Source organism: Anoxybacillus andreesenii (assembly GCF_030813005.1).
GTDB lineage: Bacteria > Bacillota > Bacilli > Bacillales > Cytobacillaceae > Robertmurraya > Robertmurraya andreesenii.
On record NZ_JAUSTU010000003.1, the window covers coordinates 216,162 to 242,024 of the forward strand.

Annotated in this window: 21 protein-coding genes; 7 read left to right on the forward strand and 14 right to left on the reverse strand. The window is 38.2% G+C overall.

The window, feature by feature from the left end; genetic code table 11:
* Positions 1-47 precede the first annotated feature (47 nt).
* The 3 genes from J2S07_RS04710 to J2S07_RS04720 form a co-directional block, all read right to left on the reverse strand.
* The gene (locus tag J2S07_RS04710) at positions 48-776 is read right to left on the reverse strand and encodes a Fic family protein (RefSeq protein ID WP_307149251.1); all 729 of its coding nucleotides are present in this window, start codon (positions 774-776) and stop codon (positions 48-50) included.
* A 74-nt stretch (positions 777-850) separates the two neighbouring features.
* On the reverse strand, positions 851-1,312 hold the full coding sequence (locus J2S07_RS04715) for a UPF0158 family protein (RefSeq protein ID WP_307149252.1): 462 nt from the start codon (positions 1,310-1,312) through the stop codon (positions 851-853).
* A 100-nt stretch (positions 1,313-1,412) separates the two neighbouring features.
* Positions 1,413-1,859 (reverse strand): tetratricopeptide repeat protein, encoded by a 447-nt coding sequence (locus J2S07_RS04720; RefSeq protein ID WP_307149253.1) that lies wholly within the window; start codon positions 1,857-1,859, stop codon positions 1,413-1,415.
* A gap of 558 nt (positions 1,860-2,417) precedes the next feature.
* On the opposite strand from J2S07_RS04720, the gene J2S07_RS04725 reads away from it, so the two are divergent.
* On the forward strand, positions 2,418-2,723 hold the full coding sequence (locus J2S07_RS04725; RefSeq protein WP_307149254.1) for a hypothetical protein: 306 nt from the start codon (positions 2,418-2,420) through the stop codon (positions 2,721-2,723).
* A 143-nt stretch (positions 2,724-2,866) separates the two neighbouring features.
* On the opposite strand, the gene J2S07_RS04730 is transcribed toward J2S07_RS04725, so the two are convergent.
* Together J2S07_RS04730 and brnQ are read right to left on the reverse strand one after the other, a co-directional pair.
* Positions 2,867-3,754: a UCP032817 domain-containing protein gene (locus J2S07_RS04730; RefSeq protein WP_307149255.1), complete on the reverse strand. Its 888-nt coding sequence runs from the start codon at positions 3,752-3,754 to the stop codon at positions 2,867-2,869.
* 245 nt (positions 3,755-3,999) lie between these two features.
* Entirely contained in the window at positions 4,000-5,310 is a 1,311-nt protein-coding gene (gene brnQ / locus J2S07_RS04735; RefSeq protein ID WP_307149256.1) for a branched-chain amino acid transport system II carrier protein, read from the reverse strand.
* A 520-nt stretch (positions 5,311-5,830) separates the two neighbouring features.
* Between brnQ and tnpB the strand changes: the two genes are divergently transcribed.
* Entirely contained in the window at positions 5,831-6,982 is a 1,152-nt protein-coding gene (gene tnpB, locus J2S07_RS04740; RefSeq protein WP_307149257.1) for an IS200/IS605 family element RNA-guided endonuclease TnpB, read from the forward strand.
* 81 nt (positions 6,983-7,063) lie between these two features.
* Here tnpB and J2S07_RS04745 read toward each other — a convergent pair whose 3' ends face one another.
* The 5 genes from J2S07_RS04745 to J2S07_RS04765 form a co-directional block, all read right to left on the reverse strand.
* Positions 7,064-7,237 carry an FAD-binding protein gene (locus tag J2S07_RS04745; RefSeq protein ID WP_307149329.1) on the reverse strand — a complete coding sequence of 58 codons (174 nt, stop codon included), beginning with the start codon at positions 7,235-7,237 and terminating at the stop codon, positions 7,064-7,066.
* Positions 7,238-7,319: 82 nt separating this feature from the next.
* On the reverse strand, positions 7,320-8,972 hold the full coding sequence (locus J2S07_RS04750; protein ID WP_307149258.1) for a recombinase family protein: 1,653 nt from the start codon (positions 8,970-8,972) through the stop codon (positions 7,320-7,322).
* A gap of 57 nt (positions 8,973-9,029) precedes the next feature.
* A complete protein-coding gene (locus J2S07_RS04755; RefSeq protein WP_024833073.1) occupies positions 9,030-9,233 on the reverse strand; it encodes a transposon-encoded TnpW family protein in 204 nt (67 codons plus the stop codon).
* Between the two features lie 75 nt (positions 9,234-9,308).
* Positions 9,309-10,208, reverse strand: a complete 900-nt coding sequence (locus J2S07_RS04760) for a phage major capsid protein (protein ID WP_307149259.1) — start codon at positions 10,206-10,208, stop codon at positions 9,309-9,311.
* Between the two features lie 273 nt (positions 10,209-10,481).
* Positions 10,482-12,491 carry a phage/plasmid primase, P4 family gene (locus tag J2S07_RS04765; protein WP_307149260.1) on the reverse strand — a complete coding sequence of 670 codons (2,010 nt, stop codon included), beginning with the start codon at positions 12,489-12,491 and terminating at the stop codon, positions 10,482-10,484.
* 942 nt (positions 12,492-13,433) lie between these two features.
* Between J2S07_RS04765 and J2S07_RS04770 the strand changes: the two genes are divergently transcribed.
* The 5 genes from J2S07_RS04770 to J2S07_RS04790 all read left to right on the forward strand — a co-directional run bounded on the left by J2S07_RS04770 (position 13,434) and on the right by J2S07_RS04790 (position 20,486).
* Entirely contained in the window at positions 13,434-13,655 is a 222-nt protein-coding gene (locus J2S07_RS04770) for a helix-turn-helix domain-containing protein (RefSeq protein ID WP_024822623.1), read from the forward strand.
* A 4-nt stretch (positions 13,656-13,659) separates the two neighbouring features.
* On the forward strand, positions 13,660-15,228 hold the full coding sequence (locus J2S07_RS04775) for a type I restriction-modification system subunit M (RefSeq protein ID WP_307149261.1): 1,569 nt from the start codon (positions 13,660-13,662) through the stop codon (positions 15,226-15,228).
* On the forward strand, positions 15,225-16,421 hold the full coding sequence (locus tag J2S07_RS04780; protein WP_307149262.1) for a restriction endonuclease subunit S: 1,197 nt from the start codon (positions 15,225-15,227) through the stop codon (positions 16,419-16,421). Before J2S07_RS04775 ends, J2S07_RS04780 begins: the two co-directional genes overlap by 4 nt.
* A complete protein-coding gene (locus J2S07_RS04785) occupies positions 16,418-19,519 on the forward strand; it encodes a type I restriction endonuclease subunit R (RefSeq protein WP_307149263.1) in 3,102 nt (1,033 codons plus the stop codon). Before J2S07_RS04780 ends, J2S07_RS04785 begins: the two co-directional genes overlap by 4 nt.
* A gap of 70 nt (positions 19,520-19,589) precedes the next feature.
* A complete protein-coding gene (locus J2S07_RS04790; RefSeq protein WP_307149264.1) occupies positions 19,590-20,486 on the forward strand; it encodes an abortive infection family protein in 897 nt (298 codons plus the stop codon).
* 90 nt (positions 20,487-20,576) lie between these two features.
* Here the strand turns inward: J2S07_RS04790 and J2S07_RS04795 are convergent, their stop codons facing one another.
* From J2S07_RS04795 to J2S07_RS04810, 4 genes are all read right to left on the reverse strand, one after another.
* Positions 20,577-22,082, reverse strand: coding sequence for an FAD-dependent oxidoreductase (locus J2S07_RS04795; protein ID WP_307149265.1), 1,506 nt, complete (start codon positions 22,080-22,082; stop codon positions 20,577-20,579).
* Positions 22,083-22,474: 392 nt separating this feature from the next.
* Positions 22,475-24,289 (reverse strand): tetratricopeptide repeat protein, encoded by a 1,815-nt coding sequence (locus tag J2S07_RS04800; RefSeq protein ID WP_307149266.1) that lies wholly within the window; start codon positions 24,287-24,289, stop codon positions 22,475-22,477.
* 13 nt (positions 24,290-24,302) lie between these two features.
* Positions 24,303-25,244 carry an ATP-binding protein gene (locus J2S07_RS04805; protein ID WP_307149267.1) on the reverse strand — a complete coding sequence of 314 codons (942 nt, stop codon included), beginning with the start codon at positions 25,242-25,244 and terminating at the stop codon, positions 24,303-24,305.
* On the reverse strand, positions 25,241-25,468 hold the full coding sequence (locus J2S07_RS04810; RefSeq protein WP_307149268.1) for a hypothetical protein: 228 nt from the start codon (positions 25,466-25,468) through the stop codon (positions 25,241-25,243). Before J2S07_RS04810 ends, J2S07_RS04805 begins: the two co-directional genes overlap by 4 nt.
* Positions 25,469-25,863 lie beyond the last annotated feature (395 nt).

The window sequence follows — 25,863 nt, forward strand, 5'->3', positions numbered from 1 at the left end:
AGGAACCTCCTTTTTCTCCACTAATTACAAAACCATTTATTTAATTGTTATTCTACCGCACTCAAATACAAATCCAAAGATTCCTCCGCTTCCTTCGCAACCAGTTGAATAGAATCATCATAATCCTTTTGGGTATGTGCTTTATCTAAGGCCTCATAATAGTTCAAACGGTTTTCCACTTTTATGATAACGGGTGGGTATCCCTCTTTCATAAGCTCCAGATTTAATAATAATCGGGAAGTCCGGCCATTGCCATCGATAAAGGGATGTATCCCAACAAAAATGGCATGTAGCATCGCACCACGAGTTATTGGATGTAATTGGTTTGATTCTTGTTCATACCAATTTATCAGGTTCTCCATTTGTTCCTTGATAAGAAATGGAGCTGGTGGTCTATGTTTGGCACCCGAGATAAATACTTGCTGGTCCCGATATACACCTGCATATTCATCATTAATGCCCTTTAATATAAGCCGATGCAAATTCTTGATCTGCCATTCTGAAAAGGGCTCTTTGTTCTTAACAATTTGTTCAACATACGTAATCGCATCACGATGATTTATGACTTCAAGGTGTTCGCGCATCGTTTTCCCGCCAACTGTAATCCCTTCCAGAACTACTTTCGTCTCATTTATGGTCAACGTATTCCCTTCGATTGCATTTGAGTTATAGGTCCATTCAAGCAATAGCTTTTCACGCAAACTGCTTAAAGAATATTTTGGTAAAGGTCGCTTTGAATCTAGACGAGCTTTTTTTTGATCAATTAGTTCAAACATACATTTTCACCTCTTTAGGTACTTCTACTACCACTACTTTTCTAGAAAAAAACGAAAATTCCTCCCTGTGGAACTTACTCGATATAGTCTAGATTTTTACTTTTACAAAATTCTATGGCTATTTCCTTATATTTCTGATCACGGAAAGCATACCATTGGTCGGAAACTTCTAATTGTTGAATGTTGTCCTTAAATCGCCGGAAAGCACCTTTCCCATGTATAGAATTGAGTAAGAGATCCCTTTTTTGATGATCAGAGAGGCTATAACAAAAGTCTTCCATCATATTATATTCATTAATATCAAAGCTTGAGGGCAGTGATGCATATTCATTTATGGTAAAAACAATCGCCTTGGCAGTTTCCAATTCATCTTGTTGCCACTCAGGTAGGTGTGTGTATTCATCGTCATCTTCGGCAATGGTTAAAACTTCTCGAGAGACATACACGACTTCCCCCGTCTTAAGATTAAGAAATGACCTGCTCTCTTCCGATTGCATCTCCATTCCTTCAATGATCTGTTCAAGTTTCACTTTCATAGACAGTAACCCCTCTTTCTAGATTGTAGAATCTTTTCCTTCTTTTCTGCCAACTAAACAAAATCCTTTAGGGATTGGAACAAATCTTATTTTTTATTATTTACGACCACATTGCACCCTCTAAATCCTCTAACCTCTCTTGTAATAACTTAATATTGAACTCATCCTTCGCAATCGTTAGTGCTTTGTTATACAAGTCACGTGCTCTCTTGTAGTTCTCGTTTCCAAAATAATAAATATCTCCCCAAGCAATGTATCCCCATGGGTTGTGTGGGTAATCCTGCAAAAGCTGTTTAAACTCTATGTCGGCCTGCTCGTAATCACCCAATTCTACATAAGAACTGGCAATTGCACGCCTCATATAATGAAGAATGTGTTCATCTTCTTTGGAAAAAAAGTCACAGAACTCACGGCAATATACAATTCTTTTTTCAAAATAACCATTGTCTTTCAAACCAGCATTGTGTAGCTCCATTTCTAAGTCTTGGCATACGTTCCTTATAAAAAAGCTACGGCTGTACTGACGAGCTAAGTAATCAATATTCACATTAATTACCTCCAACACCTTATAATAAAGATTTTTTCCTATTATATTATAATTCTCTACGATATAACAAAGACCGCCACAAATGAAAGAGTAACGGCCAATACTAAAAAATGAACAACCTTAATGAATGATGGGAAGAGGATGTTATTGATTGAAACTGAGAAGGAATGTTCTCTCATGCATTGATGTGAGGTCATCCTTTTTTTGCTACCACTAATAATTATTTCTACCTTAAATTGCAATATTAAATGTAACACTTAATGAAATACGTTTCATAGACCAATATTAATCTCGAAATCGTACCATCCTCCTCAGATTTGCTTCTTTTAACTCTTCTTCTAAGCCTAGTAATTCTTCGATAGATTTGTTCAACCTATGATGTTTTGGTATAATATTTATCTCCTTTAAATTCATTGTTTTTTTAATAAGTTTAATCTACTAATGGAACTATAAATGATAAAATTCACTGATCTGATTTAATGCTGAATTGCCTATGAAAATGAGTAGTAATCACACATTTACTTAGGATCTTAATACTTACATAGAGGTGAAAATATTATGGAAAATAAAGAGTTGTTACTTGCAATAACTGAATTGAAATCCAGTTTAGATAAGCGTTTTGATGATTTAGAGAAACTAATCGATAAACGGTTTGATAGTGTGAGTGAGGAGCTCTACAAAATTAGAAATAGTTTAAGTTCAGGTGAAGGAGTAACATCAGAAGATTTCAGTGGAAAAATTAATAGTATTGAAAAGGAAATCAAAATTCTTAATCTGGATGTGAAATACTTGGCAGGGAAGTCTGGTATCCTTGAAATGAAGATAAACGGCTTAGAAAAATCAACTCTTATCGATCGACATTGACCACCACCAATAAATACGATTTATCAGATAATAAGAAGATAATTATTCAAAAAATACCGATAGGGAATATTTCCCTAAACGGTATTTTTATTTTGATTATATATTGAGGTTAAATCTTAATTGATGACTAACGCTCCTTATCTTTAATCCCCACCCCCGCCACAGCTTGAGCAAGAACTGCATGACGGGCCGGAGCTACAGGAGCTGGAAGAACCGCAGCTTGTACTGCTTGATTCACCGCTGCTACTGATTTTCATGTAGCTTGAAAATTCATCATAATGAAAATAAGAAACAGATAAAAAAGGAACGAGCAGAGCATTGAAGTTTTTCTGAAATATGCCCTTTTTCACCTTTTGTTGAATAACTTTTTTTCCATGATTTTTTACTTGGTTTGCCGTTTTTTTCATGGAAGAGACAAGTGCTCGAACAGTCACCATATATTTGGAATCACTCTTAAAATATAATTCTATCAGTTCGTCTTCCGGTAAATTTTTGAACTCATCAATCATATTTGGCGGTACTGGGTGCTTAAAAAAGCCTTTATAAAGGTGAATATTCTCTTCCCTTATGAAAAATAGCTCTGAATACACCCAATCAAAAAAACCTCGCAAATCTGGATCGGATGCCCCCTTTACATTTGGACGATGATGCAAAAAACTCCCTAAATATTTGCTTGAAAATTCGTCATACTCACGGGTAAACATAAGCATCTCGTGCCAAAGATCATCCACTTTTTGGCTAAACATCGGGGCTTCTTTTAAAAGATATGTCAGAATAAAAAAGCGTTTTAGATCTTGCAGTCGCCATTGGTATTCATTTTCTTTTAACTTAATTTCTTTTTTTACTCGCTCTTCCACGTTTTCCAAATAACTTTTACCAAGGGACTGCTCTAGGTGATCACTTAGTTTTCTTAATCCTTTTATCGGTTTTATCTCTACTACAATAGGAGATACACCAAATTTAAATGAGAATTTCTTCCGCAAAAATAAAATAAACCAAATCATCACTGCAAGCAGGAATAACCATTGCATCCAATTCCCCCTTTTAATTTTTTCATTTATGGAAAGAGTAACAGAAACGGGAACAAATTCCAATCTTGTCACACTAGAAAAAGTGATCGCTTTTTTTAGCAATCGCTCCATTCCTAATTACAACTTAAAAAATTGGCATCACAGAAATTAAGAGGTAATACTATGATTTTGAACGGGGGTCCATAATATCTCTAAGAACCCACCATACCAAACTTTTTTAAAAAAGTTATGCCATAGGAAAAAAATCAAAAGGAAAAATACCTTTTTTCATAAATACTTCCTCCTATGAAACCAAGCAAACCTGGAAGGATCCAGCCAAAGCCCTGAGCTTGCATCGGAACATAGGCTAACCATGGCGAAAGTGAGCCATTTAATAATATCGAATTCGTGATCTCCACTAAGCTAAATAAGCCGACGAAAAGAATGGTTATCGCGTAAACTGGGCGGCGATTAAAAGGTAATTTATTATGGAACAGTCCCAGAATGATTAAAGCAATCGCGATCGGATACAATAGGGCAAGAATCGGGACAGATACCTTCAAAATTTGAGATAAACCAAGATTTGCTACTATCCCGCTAACGAGACATAGAATAGCTGCCCATTTTTCATAGGATACCCTCGGCCATATAGTAGAAAAATACTGGGCACATGAAGTGATTAATCCGATGCTGACACTTAAGCTGGCTAATGTAAAAATGAGTCCTAAAATAATGGTTCCACTCTGTCCAAACAATTGATGTAAGACAGAACTTAATACAATCGCTCCATTGTCAGCTGTTCCTGGTACAGATGCTGAAGCTCCTAGGTAGGCAATAATGAAATAACAAAAAGCTAAAAGCAATCCACAAATGAGACCAAATAAAGTCAAATATTTAATTTGTAACGATTGCTCTTTTATCTGCTTACTGTTAAAAATGTTGGTAAATACAATGCCATAAATTAATGCACCAATCGCATCCATTGTTTGATATCCATCAAGAAATCCTTGTGAAATTGGATTGTCTTTATAAATAAATGAAGCTTCTTTGAAATCAGCCAAATTCGTAATTAGAGCCTTAATAAAAACAATTAGGATCAGGATTAATAATGAAGGGGTTAAAACTTTCCCAAACCGATCCATTAATTTCGATGGCGATTTTGCAAACCAAAAGACGATACAAAAAAAGATAATCGTATAAATGAAAAGTGCACCTGTGGAAGACTCAAGTGTACTAGGCAGAAATGGCTTTAATCCCATTTCATAGGCAAGGCTCCCTGCTCGTGGAATAGCAAGTCCCGGACCAATGCATAAATAGATGGTCATTGGAAACAGTAACGCAAAAACAGGGTTCACTCTATTTACTAAAGCTTGAAATGTTCCAGACTTCGCAATCGCAATAAAAGCAAGTAGTGCGAGGCCCGCATCTGAAATAATAAATCCTAATACGGCTTGCCATATATTTTCTCCAGCAGTCTGCCCCAAATAGGCAGGAAAAATAAGATTCCCTGCGCCAAATAACATGGAGAATAGCATAAAGCCTATAAACATAATCTCTCTATTGTTCAACTTATTCAATTCTGTCACCCTAGCCTAAATTTATTATATTAATATATTTTTTTATTCTACCAAATTCAGCTCTCTTTAGGCGTGACAAATTAAAAATATTTTTCTAAAAGGCTGTTTTCATACGGATTGTGGTTTTGGAATGGCTTTAATGCCAGCCATTCCGCTTCATACTAGGGGTCGTCACGCATGGGATGCCAGCACTTTTCTCCGTTATTTCAATAGATAGACTGCATAAAACTAGGTTTTATCTAATAATTTTTTGTTCATAACAACAATGTTTGAGAAGAGAGGCTTCTCTAAGAAAGGACCGCTTCCCATCAGCTAAAAACAAATAACGACCCACTCCCCTATAAAAGAAGGTGTGGATCGCTATTTGTCTATTGTTTATCATTCCCGACAGAAGACTCCCTCTTCAATCGTGCGAAGGGCATAGCCCAACGATAAGTGGGAGATGAATGTCGATTGGTTGTAGCCAAAATCCCCTAAATATGGTAAAATAGGAACATACATTCGTTTGGAGGTGAAAAAAATGCTAGTCAACAAAGCCTATAAATTCCGTATGTATCCAACTAAAGAACAGGAAATCCTCATAGCCAAGACGATCGGATGCAGTCGTTTTGTGTTCAACCGCTTTTTGGGACAATGGAATGATACCTATAAAGAGACTGGGAATGGATTAACCTATAATTCCTGTTCTGCTGAACTAACACAGTTAAAAAAGGAATTAGTATGGCTAAAAGAAGTTGATAGCATTGCTCTACAATCCTCACTGAAAAACCTCGCTGATTCATTTGCACGTTTCTTCAAAAAGCAGAATAACGCACCACGCTTTAAATCCAAAAAGAATAGGGTACAATCTTACACTACAAAGGAAACAAATGGTAATATTGCCGTTGTGGGCAATAAAATTAAATTACCTAAACTTGGTCTTGTCCGCTTCGCAAAAAGCCGTGAAGTGGAAGGGCGTATTCTTAATGCGACCGTAAGACGCAATCCCAGCGGGAAATATTTTGTTTCCATTCTTACTGAAACAGAAGTGCAACCATTAGAAAAAACAGGTTCTCGCGTGGGTATTGACTTAGGACTGAAAGACTTTGCCATTCTTTCAAATGGAAAAAAGTTTGAAAACCCTAGATGGTTTTGTAAACTCGAAGAGAAACTAGCGAAAGCACAACGTGTTCTTTCAAGACGACAGGAAGCAGCTTTAAAACGAAAATGCAAATTGGATGATGCGAAAAACTATCAAAAGCAAAAACGGAAAGTAGCTCGTATCCACGAGAAAATAGTAAATGCTCGATCAGATTACCTGCAAAAGACCTCTACTGAAATCATCAAAAACCACGATGTAATCGGAATGGAGGATTTGCAGGTATCTAACATGCAAAAGAATCACAAGTTAGCCAAAGCAATCAGTGAAGTATCGTGGTCACAATTTAGAACCATGCTCGAGTACAAAGCAAAATGGTATGGTAAAGAAGTGGTTACTGTATCTAAAACTTTTGCCAGTTCCCAGCTATGTTCTTATTGTGGCTACCAAAATAAAGACGTTAAAAATCTTAATCTTCGTGAGTGGGACTGCCCTTCTTGTGGTACGCATCACGATAGAGACATTAACGCAGGCAAAAACCTTGAAAGCGAAGCCATAAGGCTTCTAACCGTAGGAACTACGGGGCTAGCCTAATCAATTAGAAGCCGACAGGCTTCTTTACTTAGGAATCCCCCACTTCAAGCAGCTCGTAAGAGATACTAAGTGGTGGGTAGTTCAATGTTGTTTACAATCCATTGCAGCAAGATAACCGAATGTCATACCAGGGCCTAATGTTGCTCCTGGACCAGGATACGTTTCACCCATGACAGAAGCGGTACAGTTTCCGGAGGCATAGAGCCCTTTTACATAGCTTCCGTCCTCTTTCAGCACCCTGCCGTATTCATCGATCGTTAGGAGCGGTCAGATAGGGATTTATAATTCCTGAAAAATTCGGCATCGTCGTAGATTTTCGGCTATGCCGTTTTTTCGTTTAGTTTGGTAAGTCGATAGCGCCAATGCAGTTATAGAAAATTTGAATCCGCTGGGTTCTGCGGCCATCTATCTTTTCAGCCTTGAATACTATAATTTTGTCGATGAACTCTCTAATAATCTCTGCATCCAATTCTGTAATTTCTGTGTACTTTTTAACCAGTGCCAAAAAGCGGTCGGTATTGAGGGACTGTTCATTTGCTGTATCAATGGTATGTTTTAATTCAGTTATCCTTTCTTCCAGAGCCTTCTGCTCGGCTTCATATTCAGCCGACATCTTGTAAAAACGCTCTTCGGGAATTTTGCCCATCACATTGTCCTCATATAGCTTTCGAATGATTTTGTCTATGTCAGCAATGCGAGTCTGTGCTTGTTCATACTCCTTTTGACTTTGGCGGAGTTCTTTGGCAAGTTCCTTTTCTGAATTATTCGTAACTATACGGATGAATTCCTGTTCATGGTCTTTGGCAAAGGAGGTTACACGTCTTAAGTCTTCTAAAAGAAGCTGTTCCACTACAACATTGCGTATCTGATGTGAACTGCACATACCCTTTTTCTTGCGATAAGTAGCACAAACGAAGTATTCCTTATCGTGTGTCCATCCCTTGCCTCTAACCTGATACAGCTTTGCTCCACAGTCGGCACAAAACATCATGCCAGAAAGCATTCCCATTTCACCTAATCGCGATGGTCTTCGCTTGCCATCTCTGATTTTCTGCACTGTTTCCCAAGTGCCCTCATCAATAATTGCTTCATGGGTATTTTTGAAAACCAGCCAATCTTCTGGATTGTTCAATATCTTGACTTTGCTCTTATATGACTTTTTAGAAGTCTTGAAATTTACCGTGTGACCTAGATATTCCATTTTAGCCAGAATATCTGCTACGGTACGAGCCGACCAAGCATATGGGTTTTCAGGTGGTCTTGCTGGAGTGTTAATACCCATTTTGCGAAGATGAACCGTAGGTGTATCAATGCATCGCTTTTCAAGTTGCTTTGCTATCTGCGTGGGTCCAAAGCCAGCCATGCACAGTCGGAAAATATCTCTGACCATTTCGGCGGCTTTCTCATCTATAATCCAGTGCAACTTGTCTTTAGGGTCTTTAATATAACCGTAAGGTGGATTGGTGCAGAGTGGCTTACCGGACTGTCCCTTGGATTTGAACACAGCACGGATTTTCTTGCTAGTATCCTTAGCGTACCATTCATTAATAATGTTAAGAAACGGTGTAAAGTCACTGTCTGCTTGGTTTGCACTATCAATACCGTTGTTAATAGCAATGAATCGTACATCTGCTTCAGGAAACATAATCTCTGTGTAATAGCCTACTTTGAGGTAATCTCTGCCGAAGCGGGACATATCCTTGATGATAATCGTTCCAATTCTGTCGGACTCTACATCAGCAATCATGCGGTTAAAGTCTGGTCTATCAAAAGTTGTACCGCTGACCCCATCATCCACATAAAATTCGATGTTACGAAAACCGTTGTCCTCAGCATATTTCTTTAGAATTGCCTTCTGGTTTACTATACTGTTGCTGTCCCCTGCAAGCTCATCATCACGTGAAAGCCTGCAGTACAAAGCAGTAATTTTCGCTTCTTCAAATGCTAATGTTGATTTACGTATAGTGCTAAATGTTGACTGTCTATTCATTTTTCTCCTCCATTTCCGACAGTCTTCAAGCGGTTTAGCACTATGTATATTACCGTACTACCTTGAAGAAGTCGAGTTGATTTCCGTGGGTTTATATGAACTATCTGATAACTTTGAAAGGCTTTTTGCGTTGACTGTAATCAGTCGTTTCAGCTTGGAATATGCACTTTCCTTTGCTGAATCACTTACTCGTGATTCCACCACATAGACTGTACCTCCGATATCGGATTTGGTTGTGCGGCTGTTACTTTGATTTTCCATATCGTGACCTCCTGTCCGATGTTTTGAAGGAACTGGCACTGAGCAGAATTGATGACTCAGTGCCTAATCCATTATTTAAGCTTTTAATTGTAATATTTTAAGAGCATCCGGTTGAATTAGCTTCCCATCCAATCTCTCGTAAGCAGAAAATCCAATTTGCCCCTGCAATGCATATAACTCACTTAATTTTTTTATCGTTATTGGTTGACGTTCAATCAGCCAGTAGTATGATAAATCTCCAAATACAATGCTTTTTGCTCCTGCTGATACTGTAGGCATATATGGAGAGGTAACTATAGGCTTTCCGAAGATGGTGTTATCTGAAGGATTCCACAGATAACTGCCGCTTGTATCCTTAAGGGTTCTAAGAAGCATAGCTGTATTATCGTGCATGATAAACACAGCGTTATTTCGGTATTCATCTTTTAATGAAAAATACAGAGAGATAATCTCGTCAAAAGAGATGGTAGCACTATCTGCTGTAGTTACATCTGCATCTGCTGTAAGGATACCTGTTGGCTGTGTTGTGCCATTTCCATTAAGTAATGCATTTTCCTCAGCCTTGCCAAAACGCTTCGCAAAATCACCCATCAGATATTTTTCAAGATTAAAGTTCATATCGGTGACGAATGAGCGGTTTAGCTTGACAAGAGATGCCAGCTTGTATGATTTCACCAGAAACTGTGTAAATGTATCGGCACTTTCGGGGATTGGATCTCCGTCTTCAACCCAATCTGCTGTCCCCGTTGAGAATACCGCTTGAATTTTACCTTCTGCAGAAGATAGATTGATAACAGTAGCAAATCTGCGGAATATATTTTCCTTTGCCAAAGCAGTGTTAAAGCCTTCTCTGAACTCATCTGGTGCGACATAGGCTCCTGCATTATCAAAACCCTCGCTTAGATTTTGATTGTTTTCTTCTTTTCCTTTCATAACATTCCAAAACGCTCTATTATAAGTTGTTGATGTTGCCATAATCCTTTACCTCCTAAATTAAAATGGATTGTGGGGTATATACCCCGTTTGAAACTGCGTTTTTTTACACGTTGCCCCACGCCCGTTGTCCAGATGAAAAAGTGTGGAGATTTGACCTCCCCTAGGGGCAGGTATTAACACATGGAGTTGTATCCATTGTTTTCACTGGTTTTAAGCTTTGTAGCAAGATGTAGCAGGTAAAAACTAAACTCTCTATACGAGAGCGATTTTTTATATAACCTGTTTTTCTTGCTACAAGCTGCTACACTGTGTTTAAATAAGAAAAAACTCTTCTTCTGTCAGCTTATATCCGATAAGCATTGTGGTCATTCCACCACCAGAACGTGGTCGTTTCCGTTCTACACGGGCGATAGCTGTTAAGGCTTGTTTGAAGTTTCTTGCATTCTCCGAATAACAGCCATTGGCACTGCACCAACGCTGATACCGGGCATACACTTCGGATGTCCGCACCTCACTGTTAGGGCTTTCCTCCAAGGCATCCTCGAAAAATAATGCTATTTTATCGCTGTCACGCTTATAAGCCTCTGTTGCTGTCTTAACGGAATCAGGTAAAGTCAAGCCCTCCTTCTTTAACAACTGGTAGCCTTCAATTAGCCAGTTGAGGATAGCACTCTGATTCTTCGCTTTGACGAATTCACGTTTTAAGTTTTTATCCTGCTCGCTTTCATCAAAGTGTCGTTCAAAAGGGATAATCACCACTCTGCCACTGGAAAACAGTGTCATATCCGTTATAACGGGCAGATAATTGGTGTTGATATAAAGCTTAAACTTAGGTGAAAAGTCAAAAGAGTTTTCGTGTAGAAACCTTGCGTTGATGGTGTCACCACCCGTCATGCTTTTTACCTGTGCAGCATTTAGGACAAGTCCTCTGCTAGGTTCGGAGATATTCACAAAGCGTACTCCTGCAAGCCGGGCAATATCTTCACTTGGACTTGAACTGTTATTGTTCTTTTTCAGACTGATAGTCTCTGGCCTTGCGGTACAGCCATAACTGCCTAATACCTTAAGAATGCTCTCACATAGCGTACCTTTACCGTTTCGAGTTGTAGCACCATAGAGAACAAACAGGCATTCATACCGAGTGTCTCCGCTGATGCTGTAGCCAAAGGCTTTTTGGAGGAATTTTGCCTTTTCCTCATCTCCGCTCATAATCTCATGAATAAATCTATCCCATCGCTCGCTTTTGGCTTCTGGATCAAACTTAACACCAGATATCTTTGTGAGTCTGTCCTCGCTGTTGTGGGGTTGAAAATCCATGGATGTTAAAAACAATGTGCCATTGGAACAGTTGAGCACTTGCGGGTCTTGGTCAAATTCAGCCATTGATATGGGATATACGCTCTGCGCATCCTTAAGTACCGTTTCCCTGTATCTTCTTGACTGCCACTTTCGGCAATAGTCAATGTATGCCTTTCTTTGATGTTCATCCTGAATAGTCAAAGCATAGGTTAGCAGTTGGTTGGCCAATAATTTACACATTTCCATCACTTGGAGATTACCGACATCAGGAATCCAAATACCATTCTCATAGCAAAACCACATTTTCCTTTCGGGAACAAAGCGGGCAAAAGATTTATAATAATCAGCAAACAGCCTGCTTGCCCCAATATCCGTCCAAGGGTAGCGATCGTTACTCTCAGGCTTAAAGTCAGCAAGGGAACATTCTCCAAAATCTTCTGTAGCTGATGAACGCTTACCACCTGGTTTATATATTTCAGTAGCATTTGCAATTGCTTTTTCTATGGTTATCATTCCATAAGTACTGCCGGACTGTGATCTATTCCATTTATCTCGCATTAGGCCGCTCTGCCGGAAAAGTCTGTCTATCTGTCCAATATCTCTGCCACACCAAAATGCCAGCATACCGCAAAGTGCCAAATCAGCTTCACTGGCAGAAGCATAACCAGATGTATCTCCCTGCCATAATGCTTTGAACCTTTCTCCGTTTGCCGATTTTAAAGCCTTCTCAATAACAGACTTGTCAGACAGATAGGATTGGCTTTCTCTATCCAGAATTTGCTTCACAGGGGTAGGACGTAGCATATACTTGTCTAGTATCATCTGAAGCTCATTCGATTTCTCCGCTATATCACCATCTGCAAACATATTTCCCGTTACGGTAACAAAGCGATTAATAGCTCCAGCCACATAGACCTCAACTCCCAGCTTTCTGTTGTTGATATAATATTTTGTTTTGTCAAAGTTAAAGCCTGTGGCCTTAAAGAAAATATGAAGCCCTTTTCCAGATGGACTGTGTTCCATATAGCAACCCCTAAAAGCCTCTACTACACTTTGGGAAATAGGCTTAAGCCTACCGCTGCTATCAAAGCAATCATCTAAGTCGATAACACAGATGTCATTACCCACCAAAAATCCGATACCGTCATATTTACTTATAGCAGCTATCGCCGAACTAAAATCTTTAAATGTATCACGTTTATTTGGTTTTGCCCTTTTTCCTGTTACTGGATTATAGGGAACTTTGGTTTTTCTGCCACTTCGCTCTTCATATTTCCAACAGCAAAACTGTGGCTTAATTTTGAGTATCTGTGGCAAGTTATCATATTGTGGTTTCAGTTATTTCACCTCCTTGCCTGTTATATATGACCCGAAACGCTACTGTTCCAGAGGGTTTGCCTTGTTGGACACAACCTCGTTATCTTTCAAGGAATGCGCTCGGAATTATCGTCATGGCATATTCACCTTGAAGTATCTCTTGCATTTCGGGGTATTCAGTTGTCAAGGAGCAGTGAGAGAAAAACTCTGCTTTTATTGGTGGATTGTTTTCCTCTCACCTTATAGCCTTGGTAGAGCACATTAGTTGAGGATTTTAGAAAAATAATTTTCTTCCTCATTCATAAGCGAAGAATTCTATTGATTCGAACCCCTTAAAATAAAAAAACAGCCTGTCTATTTGCCAGAAAAGACGGCTGTAATGCATATGCTTTTGCTCAAATTTGAGCGGAAGTGATATTTAGTTTAAGAAAGATTAATGTTATAACTTTGCCTTTGGTTTTACATATAGACTTACAGACTTTTTTGTCTAAAAGTATTTATTTGAATAAAAGAGAAAAATGAAAGGCATACACAACTATCATTATCTTTGTTAACATTGTAAAATTACTTCACAAACACAGAATAATCATGTTGTTTTTGAAGGAAATGTGCTATAATGGAAAAAACATATATAAAGAGGTGACCAAGATGACCGTTAGCTATAAAAAGCTTTGGAAATTGTTGATAGACCGCGATATGAAGAAGAAAGATTTGCAAGCTGCTGCGGGAATAAGTCCATCGTCAATTTCAAAGCTTTCTAAAAACGAATATGTCAGTATGGATGTTCTTGTAAAGGTTTGTACGGCACTTGGCGTTGATTTTAAAGATATCATGGAATTAGTGCCTAATATGGTTGAAGAAAGGAAGTAGAGTTATGGAAAACAACAGAAAAGAACAGGAACGGGCGGAATTACACCGCACGATATGGAATATGGCAAATGATCTAAGAGGCAGTGTAGATGGATGGGACTTTAAGCAATATGTTCTAGGAATGCTGTTTTACCGCTACATATCTGAAAATATTACTGCCTATATTAACGCCGGAGAATGGGAAGCTGGCAATACGGAATTTGATTATGCTAAGTTATCCGACGAAGAAGCAGAACAGGCACGAGAGGATTTAGTTAAGACAAAGGGCTTCTTTATTTTACCCAGCGAACTTTTTGAAAATGTCCGAGCTCGTGCAAAGGACGATGAAAACTTAAATGAAACACTGGAACAGGTTTTCAGTAATATAGAGGCATCTGCCCAAGGAACAGAGAGTGAAGATAATTTCAAAGGTCTGTTTGACGATATTGATGTTAACAGCAATAAGCTAGGTAACACTGTAGTAAAGCGTAATGAAAAGCTGGTTAAGCTAATGAATTCTGTTGGAGAAATGAAGCTGGGAGATTACAAAGACAATACCATAGATGCATTCGGTGATGCTTATGAGTTTTTAATGGGTATGTATGCATCCAATGCAGGAAAAAGTGGTGGTGAATACTATACGCCGCAGGAGGTTTCTGAACTCCTTACCCACTTAACATTAGTAGGAAAAACTGAAGTCAACAAGGTATATGACCCCGCCTGCGGTTCTGGCTCTCTACTGCTAAAGTTTGCAAAAATCTTAGGAAAAGAAAATGTACGTCAAGGTTTCTTCGGTCAAGAAATCAACATTACAACCTACAACCTGTGCAGAATTAATATGTTCCTGCACGATATTGATTATGACAAATTTGATATTGCCCTTGGGGACACACTAACAGATCCGCAACATTGGGATGATGAGCCTTTTGAAGCCATTGTATCAAATCCACCTTACTCTATTAAATGGAAGGGCGACAATGATCCTATTTTGATTAACGATCCCCGTTTTTCTCCAGCGGGAGTATTGGCTCCTAAGTCTAAGGCAGACCTTGCTTTTATTATGCATAGTCTCTCTTGGCTTGCAACAAACGGAACAGCGGCTATCGTTTGTTTCCCCGGTGTAATGTACCGAGGAGGCGCTGAAAAGAAAATCAGGCAGTACCTGATTGATAATAACTATATCGACTGTATCATTCAGTTACCGGATAACTTGTTTTATGGTACCAGCATTGCTACCTGCATTATGGTGCTGAAGAAGTCTAAATCAGAAAATAGCACCTTATTTATCGATGCATCAAAGGAATTTGTCAAGGTTACGAATAACTACAAGCTTACACAAGAAAATATTGAGACCATTCTTAACGCATTCAAAGATAGAAAAGATATAGAGCATTTTGCTAGGCTTGTGCCAAACAGTGAAATAGCTGAACAAGATTATAACCTGTCTGTTTCTACCTATGTTGAACAGGAGGATACCAGAGAAAAGATTGATATTGTTGCCCTCAATGCTGAGATAGAAAAAATTGTGGCGAGAGAGCAGATTTTGCGGGAAGAAATAGATAAGATTATTGCAGAAATTGAGGTGGGCAAATGAGTAAGTTAGATGAATTGATTGCTGAACTTTGTCCAGATGGAGTGGAGTTTGTAACAGTGGAAGAAATTTGTGATATTACACGTGGGAGAGTAATGTCCAAAAATTATCTAAGAGAAAATACTGGTGTTTATCCCGTTTATTCATCACAAACAGCAAATAACGGTGTTTTTGGCTACATAAATACTTTTGACTATGACTGCGAATCCGTAACATGGACAACAGATGGAGCAAACGCTGGTTCTGTTTTTTATCATATTAACGAAAAATTTAGTATAACAAATGTTTGTGGATTATTAAGGGTTAAAAATAATGAACTGGTAAGTACTAAGTTTCTATTTTATGTTTTGCAAGTATATGCAAAAAAATATGTTAATGATGGTATGGGTAACCCAAAATTGATGAGCAACGTCATGGCAAGGATTTCCGTTCCCCTTCCCCCTCTAGCTGTTCAGCAGGAAATTGTCCGTATTCTGGACAATTTCACAGAGCTTACAGCAGAGCTTACAGCAGAGCTTACAGCAGAGCTTACAGCAAGGAGAAAGCAGTATGAGTATTATAGGGATCTACTATTGACTGATCTTAACGAAGATACTGTTAAATGGATTTCGCTTAAAGAATGCACCCTACCAACATCAAATATAAAATGGTCTTTGGAAGATGAATCAACAACTTACAAATATATTGATTTAACGTCAGTTGATAGAGAACTACATTATATTACTGAAACACAGGAAATCAATAAAAACAATGCACCAAGTAGGGCACAACAAATCGTAAAGGCAGGCGATATTTTGTTCGCTACTACAAGACCTTTATTAAAAAGATATTGTTTAATTGATAGTGAGTATGATGGACAAATATGTAGCACTGGATTTTGTGTTTTAAGGGCAAATACAGATATTGTTCTACAAAAATGGGTTTTATATCACATTGCATCTTCTTCTTTTTATTATCATGTTGAAAAGTATCAACAAGGTGCAAGTTATCCAGCAATATCCGACACAAATGTTAAGGATTATCGGATTCCTGTCCCTCCCATTGAGGAACAAGAGCGCATCGTAGCTATCCTCGATCGCTTTGACGCTCTCTGCAACGACTTAACCAGCGGCATTCCGGCCGAAATCGAAGCACGGCAAAAGCAATATGAATATTACAGAGATAAACTGTTATCTTTCAAGGAGGTGACGGCATGAGCATTTACAACATCGTTGCCAGTACTGATGAAGCAACGGTTGTTGCTGAATATGCAGCTGAATATAATGTCCGTCCTGAAAAGTATCAGAGCGAGGCAGAACTTGAGCGGGAGTTTATCAGGCAACTAACTTCACAAGGATATGAATATATTTCAGTACACAATGAAGCTTCATTGATAGAAAATCTCCGAAAGCAACTTGAACTGCTTAATGACTTCACTTTTACTGACAGTGAATGGGATAGATTTTTCACAGAATGTATTGCCAATACAAATGAGGGTATTGTTGAAAAAACCAGAAAGATTCAAGATGACCATATCCAGATTCTAAAACGTGAAGATGGAACAACAAAGAACATATACCTTTTGGATAAAAAGAATATCCATAACAATCGCCTGCAGGTTATTAATCAATACGAAGAAGCTGGTGGAAAGCACGAAAGCCGATATGATGTGACTATACTTGTCAATGGACTTCCACTAGTTCATGTGGAGTTAAAGCGTCGCGGTGTTGCTATCCGTGAAGCCTTCAACCAGATAAAAAGATACCAGCGTGACAGCTTTTGGGCGGCTTCTGGTTTATTTGAGTATGTACAAATATTCGTAATCTCCAATGGCACCCATACAAAGTATTATAGTAACACCACAAGAAATGCTCATATCAAGGAGCAAAGCAGCAGTGAACGTCGAAGAAGCAAAAAAACAAGCAACAGCTTTGAGTTTACCAGCTTTTGGGCAGATGCAAATAACAAAATTATTCCTGACCTTGTGGACTTTACTAAAACATTTTTTGCCAAGCATACCCTCTTAAATATACTAACAAAATATTGTATTTTTACATCTGAAGATCTGCTACTTGTAATGCGTCCTTATCAAATAGCTGCTGCAGAACGTATATTATCACGTATTGTAGTATCAACCAACTACAAGAAGATGGGCACAACTGCAGCTGGAGGATATATTTGGCATACAACAGGCTCTGGTAAGACATTGACCAGTTTTAAGACAGCCCAATTAGCTTCTGCCTTGCCTTACATAGACAAGGTATTGTTTGTTGTTGACCGTAAAGACCTAGACTATCAGACCATGAAGGAATATGATCGTTTTGAAAAAGGGGCAGCTAACGGTAATACGTCCACAAGAGTTCTTCAAAGACAATTGGAGGACAGGGATGAAAAAGGAAATCCTCATGAATACAAAATCATTGTAACCACTATTCAGAAGTTGGATATATTCATCCGTAAAAACAAACAGCATGATATTTACAAGAAACATGTGGTACTGATTTTTGATGAGTGCCACCGTTCCCAATTTGGTGAAATGCATCAAGCTATTACGAAGAGCTTTAAGAACTATCATATCTTCGGCTTTACGGGAACCCCAATTTTTGCTGCCAATGCTAGTTCAGGAGGTAACCCATTGCTCCGTACAACCGAGCAGGCCTTTGGAGAAAAGCTACATACTTATACCATTGTAGATGCCATCAATGATGGGAATGTTCTGCCTTTTAGAATAGATTTTATCAATACCATTAAGATGCCTGATTACGTTAATGATAAAAAAGTCTATAGCATAGATAGAGAAAAAGCCTTAGCAGATCCACAGCGAATCAGTGAAATTGTTTCTTACGTTCTTGAACACTTTGATCAGAAGACGAAGCGCAATAGTTATTACACATTCTCTGCGAAATGGGAAGAAGCAGATAAGCACAACCCTAAAAAGATGATTGAAAAGCGTGAAACAAGGCGAGTTGCCGGTTTCAACTCCATATTTGCTGCTGCATCCATCCCAATGGCAATCAGATACTATAATGAGTTTAAGAAGCAGATAGCGGAAAAGAACCGTAACCTTACCATTGCAACTATTTTCAGTTTTAGTGCAAATGAGGAGGAGCCAGATGGACTGTTGCCTGAAGAGGATTTTAATATGGAAAACCTTGACCAGAGCTCCAGAGATTTTCTTGAGGCAGCTATCCGAGATTACAATTCCACATTTAGTACGAATTACGATACTTCCTCGGATAAGTTCCAGAATTATTATAAAGACCTTTCTCTTCGTGTAAAGAATAGGGAGATTGATATATTGATTGTTGTTAATATGTTCCTGACAGGCTTTGATGCAACAACCCTGAATACGCTATGGGTAGACAAAAATCTGCGACAGCATGGACTGATTCAGGCTTTTTCAAGGACTAACCGCATCCTAAACAGCGTTAAGACTTATGGTAATATCGTTTGCTTTAGAGATTTGAAAGAAGAAACAGACAAAGCTATTGCACTATTCGGCAATAAGGATGCTGGCGGTATTGTACTGTTAAAAACATACGAAGAATACTATAACGGCTATGATGATAAAGGTGAGTATAAGCCGGGCTATGCAGAACTGATTGCAACTCTTACAACACAGTATCCCCTTGGCCAACCTATTATCGGAGAAGAAGCAGAAAAAGACTTTATCCGGTTATATGGAGCAATACTTCGACTCAGAAATATTCTTACTTCCTTCGATGACTTCGAAGGAAACGAGATTTTATCTGAAAGGGATTTTCAGGACTATCAGAGCATTTATATTGACCTGTATCAGGAATATAGAAAAGGTGCTGATGGTGACAAAGAAACTATCAATGATGACATAGTTTTTGAGATTGAACTGGTCAAACAGATAGAGGTAAATATTGACTACATCCTTATGCTTGTAGCTAAATATCAACAATCCAACTGTAAGGATAAAACCATTCTTACGACCATTGATAAGGCTATCAATTCGAGTATTGAACTTCGAAGTAAGAAAGAACTTATCGAGCGTTTTATTGAGCAAGTCAATGTATCGACCAAAGTGGATGAGGATTGGCGTAAATTCCTCGACGAGCGTAAGGAAGCGGATATTTCAGCAATTATAGAAGAAGAGAAATTAAAGCCTGAAGAAACCCGCCGATTCATCGATAATGCTTTCCGAGATGGAATGCTTAAAACGACCGGTACAGCCATTGATAAAATCATGCCACCTGTGTCTCGCTTTGGCGGAGGCAGAGCTGCGAAAAAGCAAGGAATTATTGAAAAACTGATGTTATTCTTTGAGAAGTATTTAGGGTTGGTGTAGCAAATAATCAATACAGCAGATTAAATAAATTGATAGGTTACTATAGAATAAATATTGTGAGGTGAAATGATTGCATAAAAAGCAAAAATCTCCATTTGAGCTATTAAGAAATAAGGCTATTCTAGCTATTTTAGACGGTGATTCTCAATTTGGAGAAATAGATGATGTAGAGATTTCAATGCCTTATTTAAGTGGCCCGACTATAGTAGAAATTTCCCAATTATTTGGACTGTCTGAAACATACGGATGGAATGGAGGAGCATTAAGTAGATGGAATTACTTAGATAACCTTCTTAAGCATGGAATTGAGACTAACCGAATTAATGATATTCTTTCCTATCTATTTTCAAAACAGCAATTTACAGATAAACTTAAAAGGAAAACACCAGATCAGATTGAAGAGATCTATAATTATATCGTTAAGACAGTAATAGAACAGATTAATGGAATACTTTATTTTGGTGGCAATAAACTTACTATCATCAATCAAAGATTTCATATTATTCCAATAAATTCTACGATTAAAGTAACTACTCCTCAAGTAAAAAACATTGATCGAGAATACATTAAAGATATTTCTGAGAGGGCAATGCTTGATGTGGTAAATGGAAGTTATGACAGTGCAATCACTAAATCTAGAACATTATTAGAAGAAGTATTTTGTTATGTTATCGAAAACAAGAATGAAACGCCAACAGACAGTGGAGACATAGGTAGGCTTTATAAGCAAGTAAAAGGGTTATACAATATGCACACAGATAAAAACCTTGATAGACGAATCAATACACTACTTTCAGGTTTGGAAAAAATCGTTTCATCTATTGCTGAGATGAGAAACAATAATAGTGATGCGCATGGTGTTGGAAGTCAAAGAATTAGTATATCTGAGCATCATGCTAGACTTCTTGTAAATTCTGCAATGACTATGGCTGAATTTATACTTTCAGTGGGAAATAATACAAAATAATAAAGAGACCAGCCACATCAAGCCATTAAGTTTAAATGTGACTGGTCTTTTACTTTTGCCCCGCTTGAAGCTGTTCATTTAAGTTTTTCTTCAATCCCTAAGTGAACGCTTCTTTACGCCGCCTTTTGTTCCTATATCACCAGGATATACCCGTAATGCATAAAAAGGGGCTTTATCTAGTACATCTAAGTTCGGATTCTTCAATGTCGGATCTCCATAATATCGGTCGTAAGGATTATCGCCTCTGCCGAAATCCTCATCCTTCCCGTTTCGAGCAAAACCGTTGAAACGCTCGATTGTTTCTTTTAGTTTTTCAGGTTTCATGCCTAATTTCTCCGCCAGCTCTTCTACAGTGTTGCCTATTCTTACGATGTCTTTTTCATAGTATTCTTTCGGAAAATCTTGTCCTGGAAAGAGAGTATCAAATAGATATCTCGATTTGGTTCTTTTATCAACAATGATCCAAGAATGAATCGCTTTTCCTTTTGTTTTTGTATCATGTTCATACATTTTATCGACAAACTCATGATATGGAATGGCTTCGTTTAAGTATCGATCTCCATTTTGGTCAATGATGATCATACTTGGAATGGCCCTGTCAGCAACGAGGAAATAGGGCTTCCCTTCATGGTCAATAATGGAGGGCGCTCCCCATACCTTATCCATTAAATCAAATTTCACCCCTAGTTTTTCAGCTGGTGTCAGAAGGTCTCCTGTTTGACCTTCTGGAGAGGAAGTCCATTCGTGATTGGTTGGTTTGGGCAAATATTTTTCCCTTTTTTCTTGATCCTTTGAAAATCCACCAGAGCCAAAAATCACTCCTTTTCGGGCTTTTAAATACATCTCTTTGCCGTCTTTTTTCACCTTGATCCCAATGACTCGATCATTTTCTACAACAAAATCTTCAAAGGCTGTATTAACGCAAAGCTCCCCGCCCGCTTCCTTGTAGGATAAAGCGAATCGAGCAATTAATGCTTGACCTAAAGACACAAAGCGGGCACCAGTTATTTTTGATTTAATCATCCTTAATCCCAAACGTAATGCTCTCATTTTGCCTTGCCACGTCCGGGTTAACATATTGACATAACGAAAATCTTGTCCTGTCATGACAAATCCAGCAGTGTCTAAGGTTGGCTCTAACATGAGTTTTTCCCAATCATCTAATTTTCTCGCATCAAAAATCAGTGGTTCAATGGAACGACCATGAGCCTTGCCACCTGGAAAATGAGCATAATAATCCGAATAATCCGTTGCATATGAAAAGCGCATATGATTGGTTTTTGTATGGAAATAGTCTAACATTTCAATACCCTTATGCAAATACGTCTCCTTCATTAAATCGGATGTTCGTTCTCCAATTGTGGAGTCCATGTATTGTTTTGCCTCTTCAAAGGTATCAGCAACACCTGCTTCCACCAAATAGCGATTATTCGGTACCCACACTCCTCCGCCAGAGAGTGCTGTGGCCCCGCCAAATTTCCCTTCCTTCTCGATTAAAAGCGTTTCCATTCCTTCTAATTTTGCAGTTAACGCGGCAGAAAAGCCCGAGGCCCCCGAGCCTACCACCAAAACATCATACTCTTTATTCCAATTCATTTATATTCCCCCTAGACATAAGCGTTTACTGATTAATTACCTATCCTTTTTTTTACATAAAAGTGAGAGTTTTACTATTATATGATAGTTATACTATCATAGTACAACTTTTTGGTCAATTCAAAATAATTAATGAAATCATCATCGGCTTTTAATCAATGAAAGGTAAGTATAAAAACGGGAACGGATCCTCCATTTCCTTTGTTTAGCAGACCGTACTTCCCGCTAAATCCACTTAACAACCATAAAAAATAACCCGCCCACGATCGGACAGGTTATTCTCATACTAGGTTGGGTGCAGTTGCTCATGATTATTTTCTCACTAAATCTCGCTCTTTTTTACTTGCTAGCAAAAAACAAATACTCTTTCATAGAGAATTGATATACACCATTTATAAACTCTGTTCAGTAATTTCGGCAATATCGATTCCCTTCGTTTCAATATGGTTTAACCATTTTTGATATTCCTCTATTTCCGTTTCGGTTTGACTCCAATCTTCGGCATAGAGATGAGTCAGCTTTCCAAAGGTGATTTCTACCACTGCCTTTATATTTTCCTCCTCATTCACCAATAAAAAATACGATGATGTTATCGAGGTGCTAGCCCTTTGTATGTTAGCATTCGCCAATTGACTAAGAAGTGGATGGTCAATATTTTCCTTGATGACCTCTTCGTAGCCTTGATAAATAATATCGCTCATATTGCCGATAGCATTCTCATCCCCTAATGATTGCGTAAATTGGGTAACAACAGGCAGATAATTTTGTATATTCATTTTTACTTCATTCAGCCTTTGGTCCTCTTTAAACGCTGTCATTGATTGTTGGGTTTCAACTGGAAGAGGTTTTGGACGATTCGCTTTCTCAATCATTCCTGGGACGTACCGAATGGTTATGCTAAGTGCTATGGCAAAGATCATGACAAATACAGGCCATCTACTATATTCTTTTGGCCATTCAATCGGTGTTGGATTCTCCGTCTTACCTGGAGTATTTTTAGATGATTCTTTTTTCGTAAGAGCAGCTTTTTCTTTTTCTTTTGCCTTTTCCTCTTCTTTTGCTCTTTCTTCTGCCTTAGCTTCCGCTTCAATTTTTATTTCTTCAATATTAGCTGAATCCCATATTTCGGATAATTGCATTTCTAGCTTCGCAGATGGTAACATTTCTTCTTTTTCAATGGCAACCTCTTTGTTTTTGGCTATTTCCTTTTTCATTTTCTTTAATGCTGCCTTGCGCTGTGATTTCGCTTCCTTTTCCATCGTTTCTTCTTCTATATTGGATAATCCAGCGGCTTTGAGCATTGATTCTTTGATTCTCAAACCGACAAATATGATAAGAAAATAGAGTCCAAGCAAAATAAAAAATGATTTCGTTCCTATTATGAGATAAAGTCCACCCAATTCCGCAAGAAAAACAAGGAAGAGTAGAAATTCAAAGGAAATTTTGTTGCCAATAATCTTTGAAATATAAATTGCTGGGTAACCTACAAGCATTTTAAACAAAAAAACATGTAACTGAATTCCAGAACGTATAAAAACATTTTTAGTAGGATAGATAGTCTTATAAGAATCACGTACGTTTTGATTGTTCGGCTCCAGTCTCATTGCTTCATCTATTAGCCATTGTGCTTTTTTGAATTTTTCATCATCAAAAGCAATCTTAGCAAATTTTAGCAAATTATTTACATCTTCAGGATTTGCTTGAAGAGCCAATTGTTCATATTTTTCAGCTTCCGTTCTCTCGTTTAATGCATATAAATAGGCAGCGTAATTCCCTAAATATAACTCCTCATGCGGCTTAAGCCGAATCGCCTCTTGATAAGACAATTTCGCTTGTTCAATATTTGTTGCTTTATGAATATGTGCATACTGCGCATGGAAACTAGCATTCTCAGGAAAGAGGCGAAGACCCGTCTCGACAAGTTCTTTCCATTTCTCTTGATCACATTGCAAATCCTGATAAATATAGGAGATAAACTCGATGACAGCTTCATCCTCTGGTCCCCTTTGAAGCGCCTCGTCACTCCAATTGATGACCTCCTCATTTTGTCCAACCATATAGTAATGATAGACCATTAAAATATAGCCAATAGGGGATTCAGGGTTGTCTTGAAGGACTGCTTCAGCTTGCTCTATAGATTTCTCTATTTCGCCCTTATCTATATAATATTTCATTAAAGAAAATTGATTGTTTAAAGACCCTGTCATGTTATTCATTCCCTTATTTCAAATTATTTTTGTAAATATAATTAAGGACATCCTTATATTCCTGATTGACATCGCTGAACAGGGCATAGCTTTTCGCTGTTGCGAACCATTCAAGCGTTGTTGCTTGCCGTTTCTCCATTGCCTTCATGAAGTCTTCATTCGTCAATGGTTGTATCTCGCCAGTCTCAAAAGAACGTGCAATAGCAAAATTAATCGCATCCTTCACGAGGTGGTCTAGGTCCGCACCAGAAAAATGTTCTGTATACGCCGCAATCAGATCCAACTGTATTTCTTCTTGAGGTTTGCCTTTTATTTTCAAAGCTAGGATGGCTTTGCGTTCCTCTAATTGTGGCGGCGGAAGGAAAATTAATGAATTAAAACGACCTGGCCGCCTCAGTGCTGGGTCTAAATACCATGGAGTATTGGTTGCACCGATCACGTAAATCCCCTCATTATTTGACGCCGAACCATCCAATTCGATCAGTAACTGGTTAACTAGTAATCGATCATGATGGGCAGACATCTTTTGCCTATTTCCGCCAAGTGCGTCTAATTCATCAATAAATAGAACACAAGGCGTTCTCTTTCGGGCATCCTCAAAAAAGTCATGTAAATTTTGTTCGGCCTCCCCTGACCATTTTGATAAAATGCTTTGTAAATCTAAATGAACGAAGCGAGCATTGATTTCTCCAGCAACAGCACGGGCTAGAAAGGTCTTTCCACAACCAGGAGGCCCGTAAAACAAAAGCCCGCCTCCTATTTCCTTTCCGAATGCTTGGAAAATCTCGGGTGACTGGATAGGAAGAATAAAATCTATTTTTATTTGTTTCTTCACTTCCTCTAGTCCACCCACATCAGCAAATGTATCTCTTTTCTCCTCTATTTCTACTATTTGATTCTTTTCCTTATCGAAAGAAATAACCTTCAACTTATCTCGTTGGGATTCTTGATTCATGTGTTTTCCTCCTCTTCATCCGCTAAATGTAAAATACTCATCGCAGTCAACAGTCGGATGTACTTTTTCTCTATTTGAAGCCACTTTGCATTCCTTATTCCTAATACAGACATAGCCACTACTCCTCCGAAAAAAGCAACATAAAATAGATTCGCAATATTATAGCTTTTTGTTCTTTCTACTTCCCTGGTGGCTAAAGTAGGAGAATATAAGTCCTCTCGCATTTTGGACCTCCTATTTTTTGCATAATTATGTATATTATACCTATTTGTTTTTTATTCAACCACCGTATTTCTGCCTAATTTACTATGAGGCTTATAGGTGAAATCTATTTCGAAAATCCTATTCCAACATGCCCCTATATCAATGCTGTGAGTTTGGTTCTAAACCTCCACCTAGGGCTAGTACCTTGTTTCTAGCTTGTTCATATGTTTTGACCTTATCTAATGTTTGTTCTCCTTTTCCTATATCCTTAGATAGGTCATAGGTTTTAAAGGTTTGTACGTACTAAAGAATTTGTTAAAACATCATATAGAGATTACAAGGATTAGCCTTATTCTCTGTATGAATAATGCTTTATTCGGCACTAGGTTAGCCCTCACAAAAAAGAAACCTTGAA

Coding starts and splice junctions, on each gene's coding strand:
- J2S07_RS04710 (WP_307149251.1), bottom strand. CDS start 776: ATGTTTGAACTAATTGATCAAAAAAAAGCTCGTCTAGATTCAAAGCGA.
- J2S07_RS04715 (WP_307149252.1), bottom strand. CDS start 1,312: ATGAAAGTGAAACTTGAACAGATCATTGAAGGAATGGAGATGCAATCG.
- J2S07_RS04725 (WP_307149254.1), top strand. CDS start 2,418: ATGGAAAATAAAGAGTTGTTACTTGCAATAACTGAATTGAAATCCAGT.
- J2S07_RS04730 (WP_307149255.1), bottom strand. CDS start 3,754: ATGCAATGGTTATTCCTGCTTGCAGTGATGATTTGGTTTATTTTATTT.
- tnpB (WP_307149257.1), top strand. CDS start 5,831: ATGCTAGTCAACAAAGCCTATAAATTCCGTATGTATCCAACTAAAGAA.
- J2S07_RS04750 (WP_307149258.1), bottom strand. CDS start 8,972: ATGAATAGACAGTCAACATTTAGCACTATACGTAAATCAACATTAGCA.
- J2S07_RS04755 (WP_024833073.1), bottom strand. CDS start 9,233: ATGGAAAATCAAAGTAACAGCCGCACAACCAAATCCGATATCGGAGGT.
- J2S07_RS04760 (WP_307149259.1), bottom strand. CDS start 10,208: ATGGCAACATCAACAACTTATAATAGAGCGTTTTGGAATGTTATGAAA.
- J2S07_RS04765 (WP_307149260.1), bottom strand. CDS start 12,491: ATGGAACACAGTCCATCTGGAAAAGGGCTTCATATTTTCTTTAAGGCC.
- J2S07_RS04770 (WP_024822623.1), top strand. CDS start 13,434: ATGACCGTTAGCTATAAAAAGCTTTGGAAATTGTTGATAGACCGCGAT.
- J2S07_RS04775 (WP_307149261.1), top strand. CDS start 13,660: ATGGAAAACAACAGAAAAGAACAGGAACGGGCGGAATTACACCGCACG.
- J2S07_RS04780 (WP_307149262.1), top strand. CDS start 15,225: ATGAGTAAGTTAGATGAATTGATTGCTGAACTTTGTCCAGATGGAGTG.
- J2S07_RS04785 (WP_307149263.1), top strand. CDS start 16,418: ATGAGCATTTACAACATCGTTGCCAGTACTGATGAAGCAACGGTTGTT.
- J2S07_RS04795 (WP_307149265.1), bottom strand. CDS start 22,082: ATGAATTGGAATAAAGAGTATGATGTTTTGGTGGTAGGCTCGGGGGCC.
- J2S07_RS04800 (WP_307149266.1), bottom strand. CDS start 24,289: ATGACAGGGTCTTTAAACAATCAATTTTCTTTAATGAAATATTATATA.
- J2S07_RS04805 (WP_307149267.1), bottom strand. CDS start 25,244: ATGAATCAAGAATCCCAACGAGATAAGTTGAAGGTTATTTCTTTCGAT.
- J2S07_RS04810 (WP_307149268.1), bottom strand. CDS start 25,468: ATGCGAGAGGACTTATATTCTCCTACTTTAGCCACCAGGGAAGTAGAA.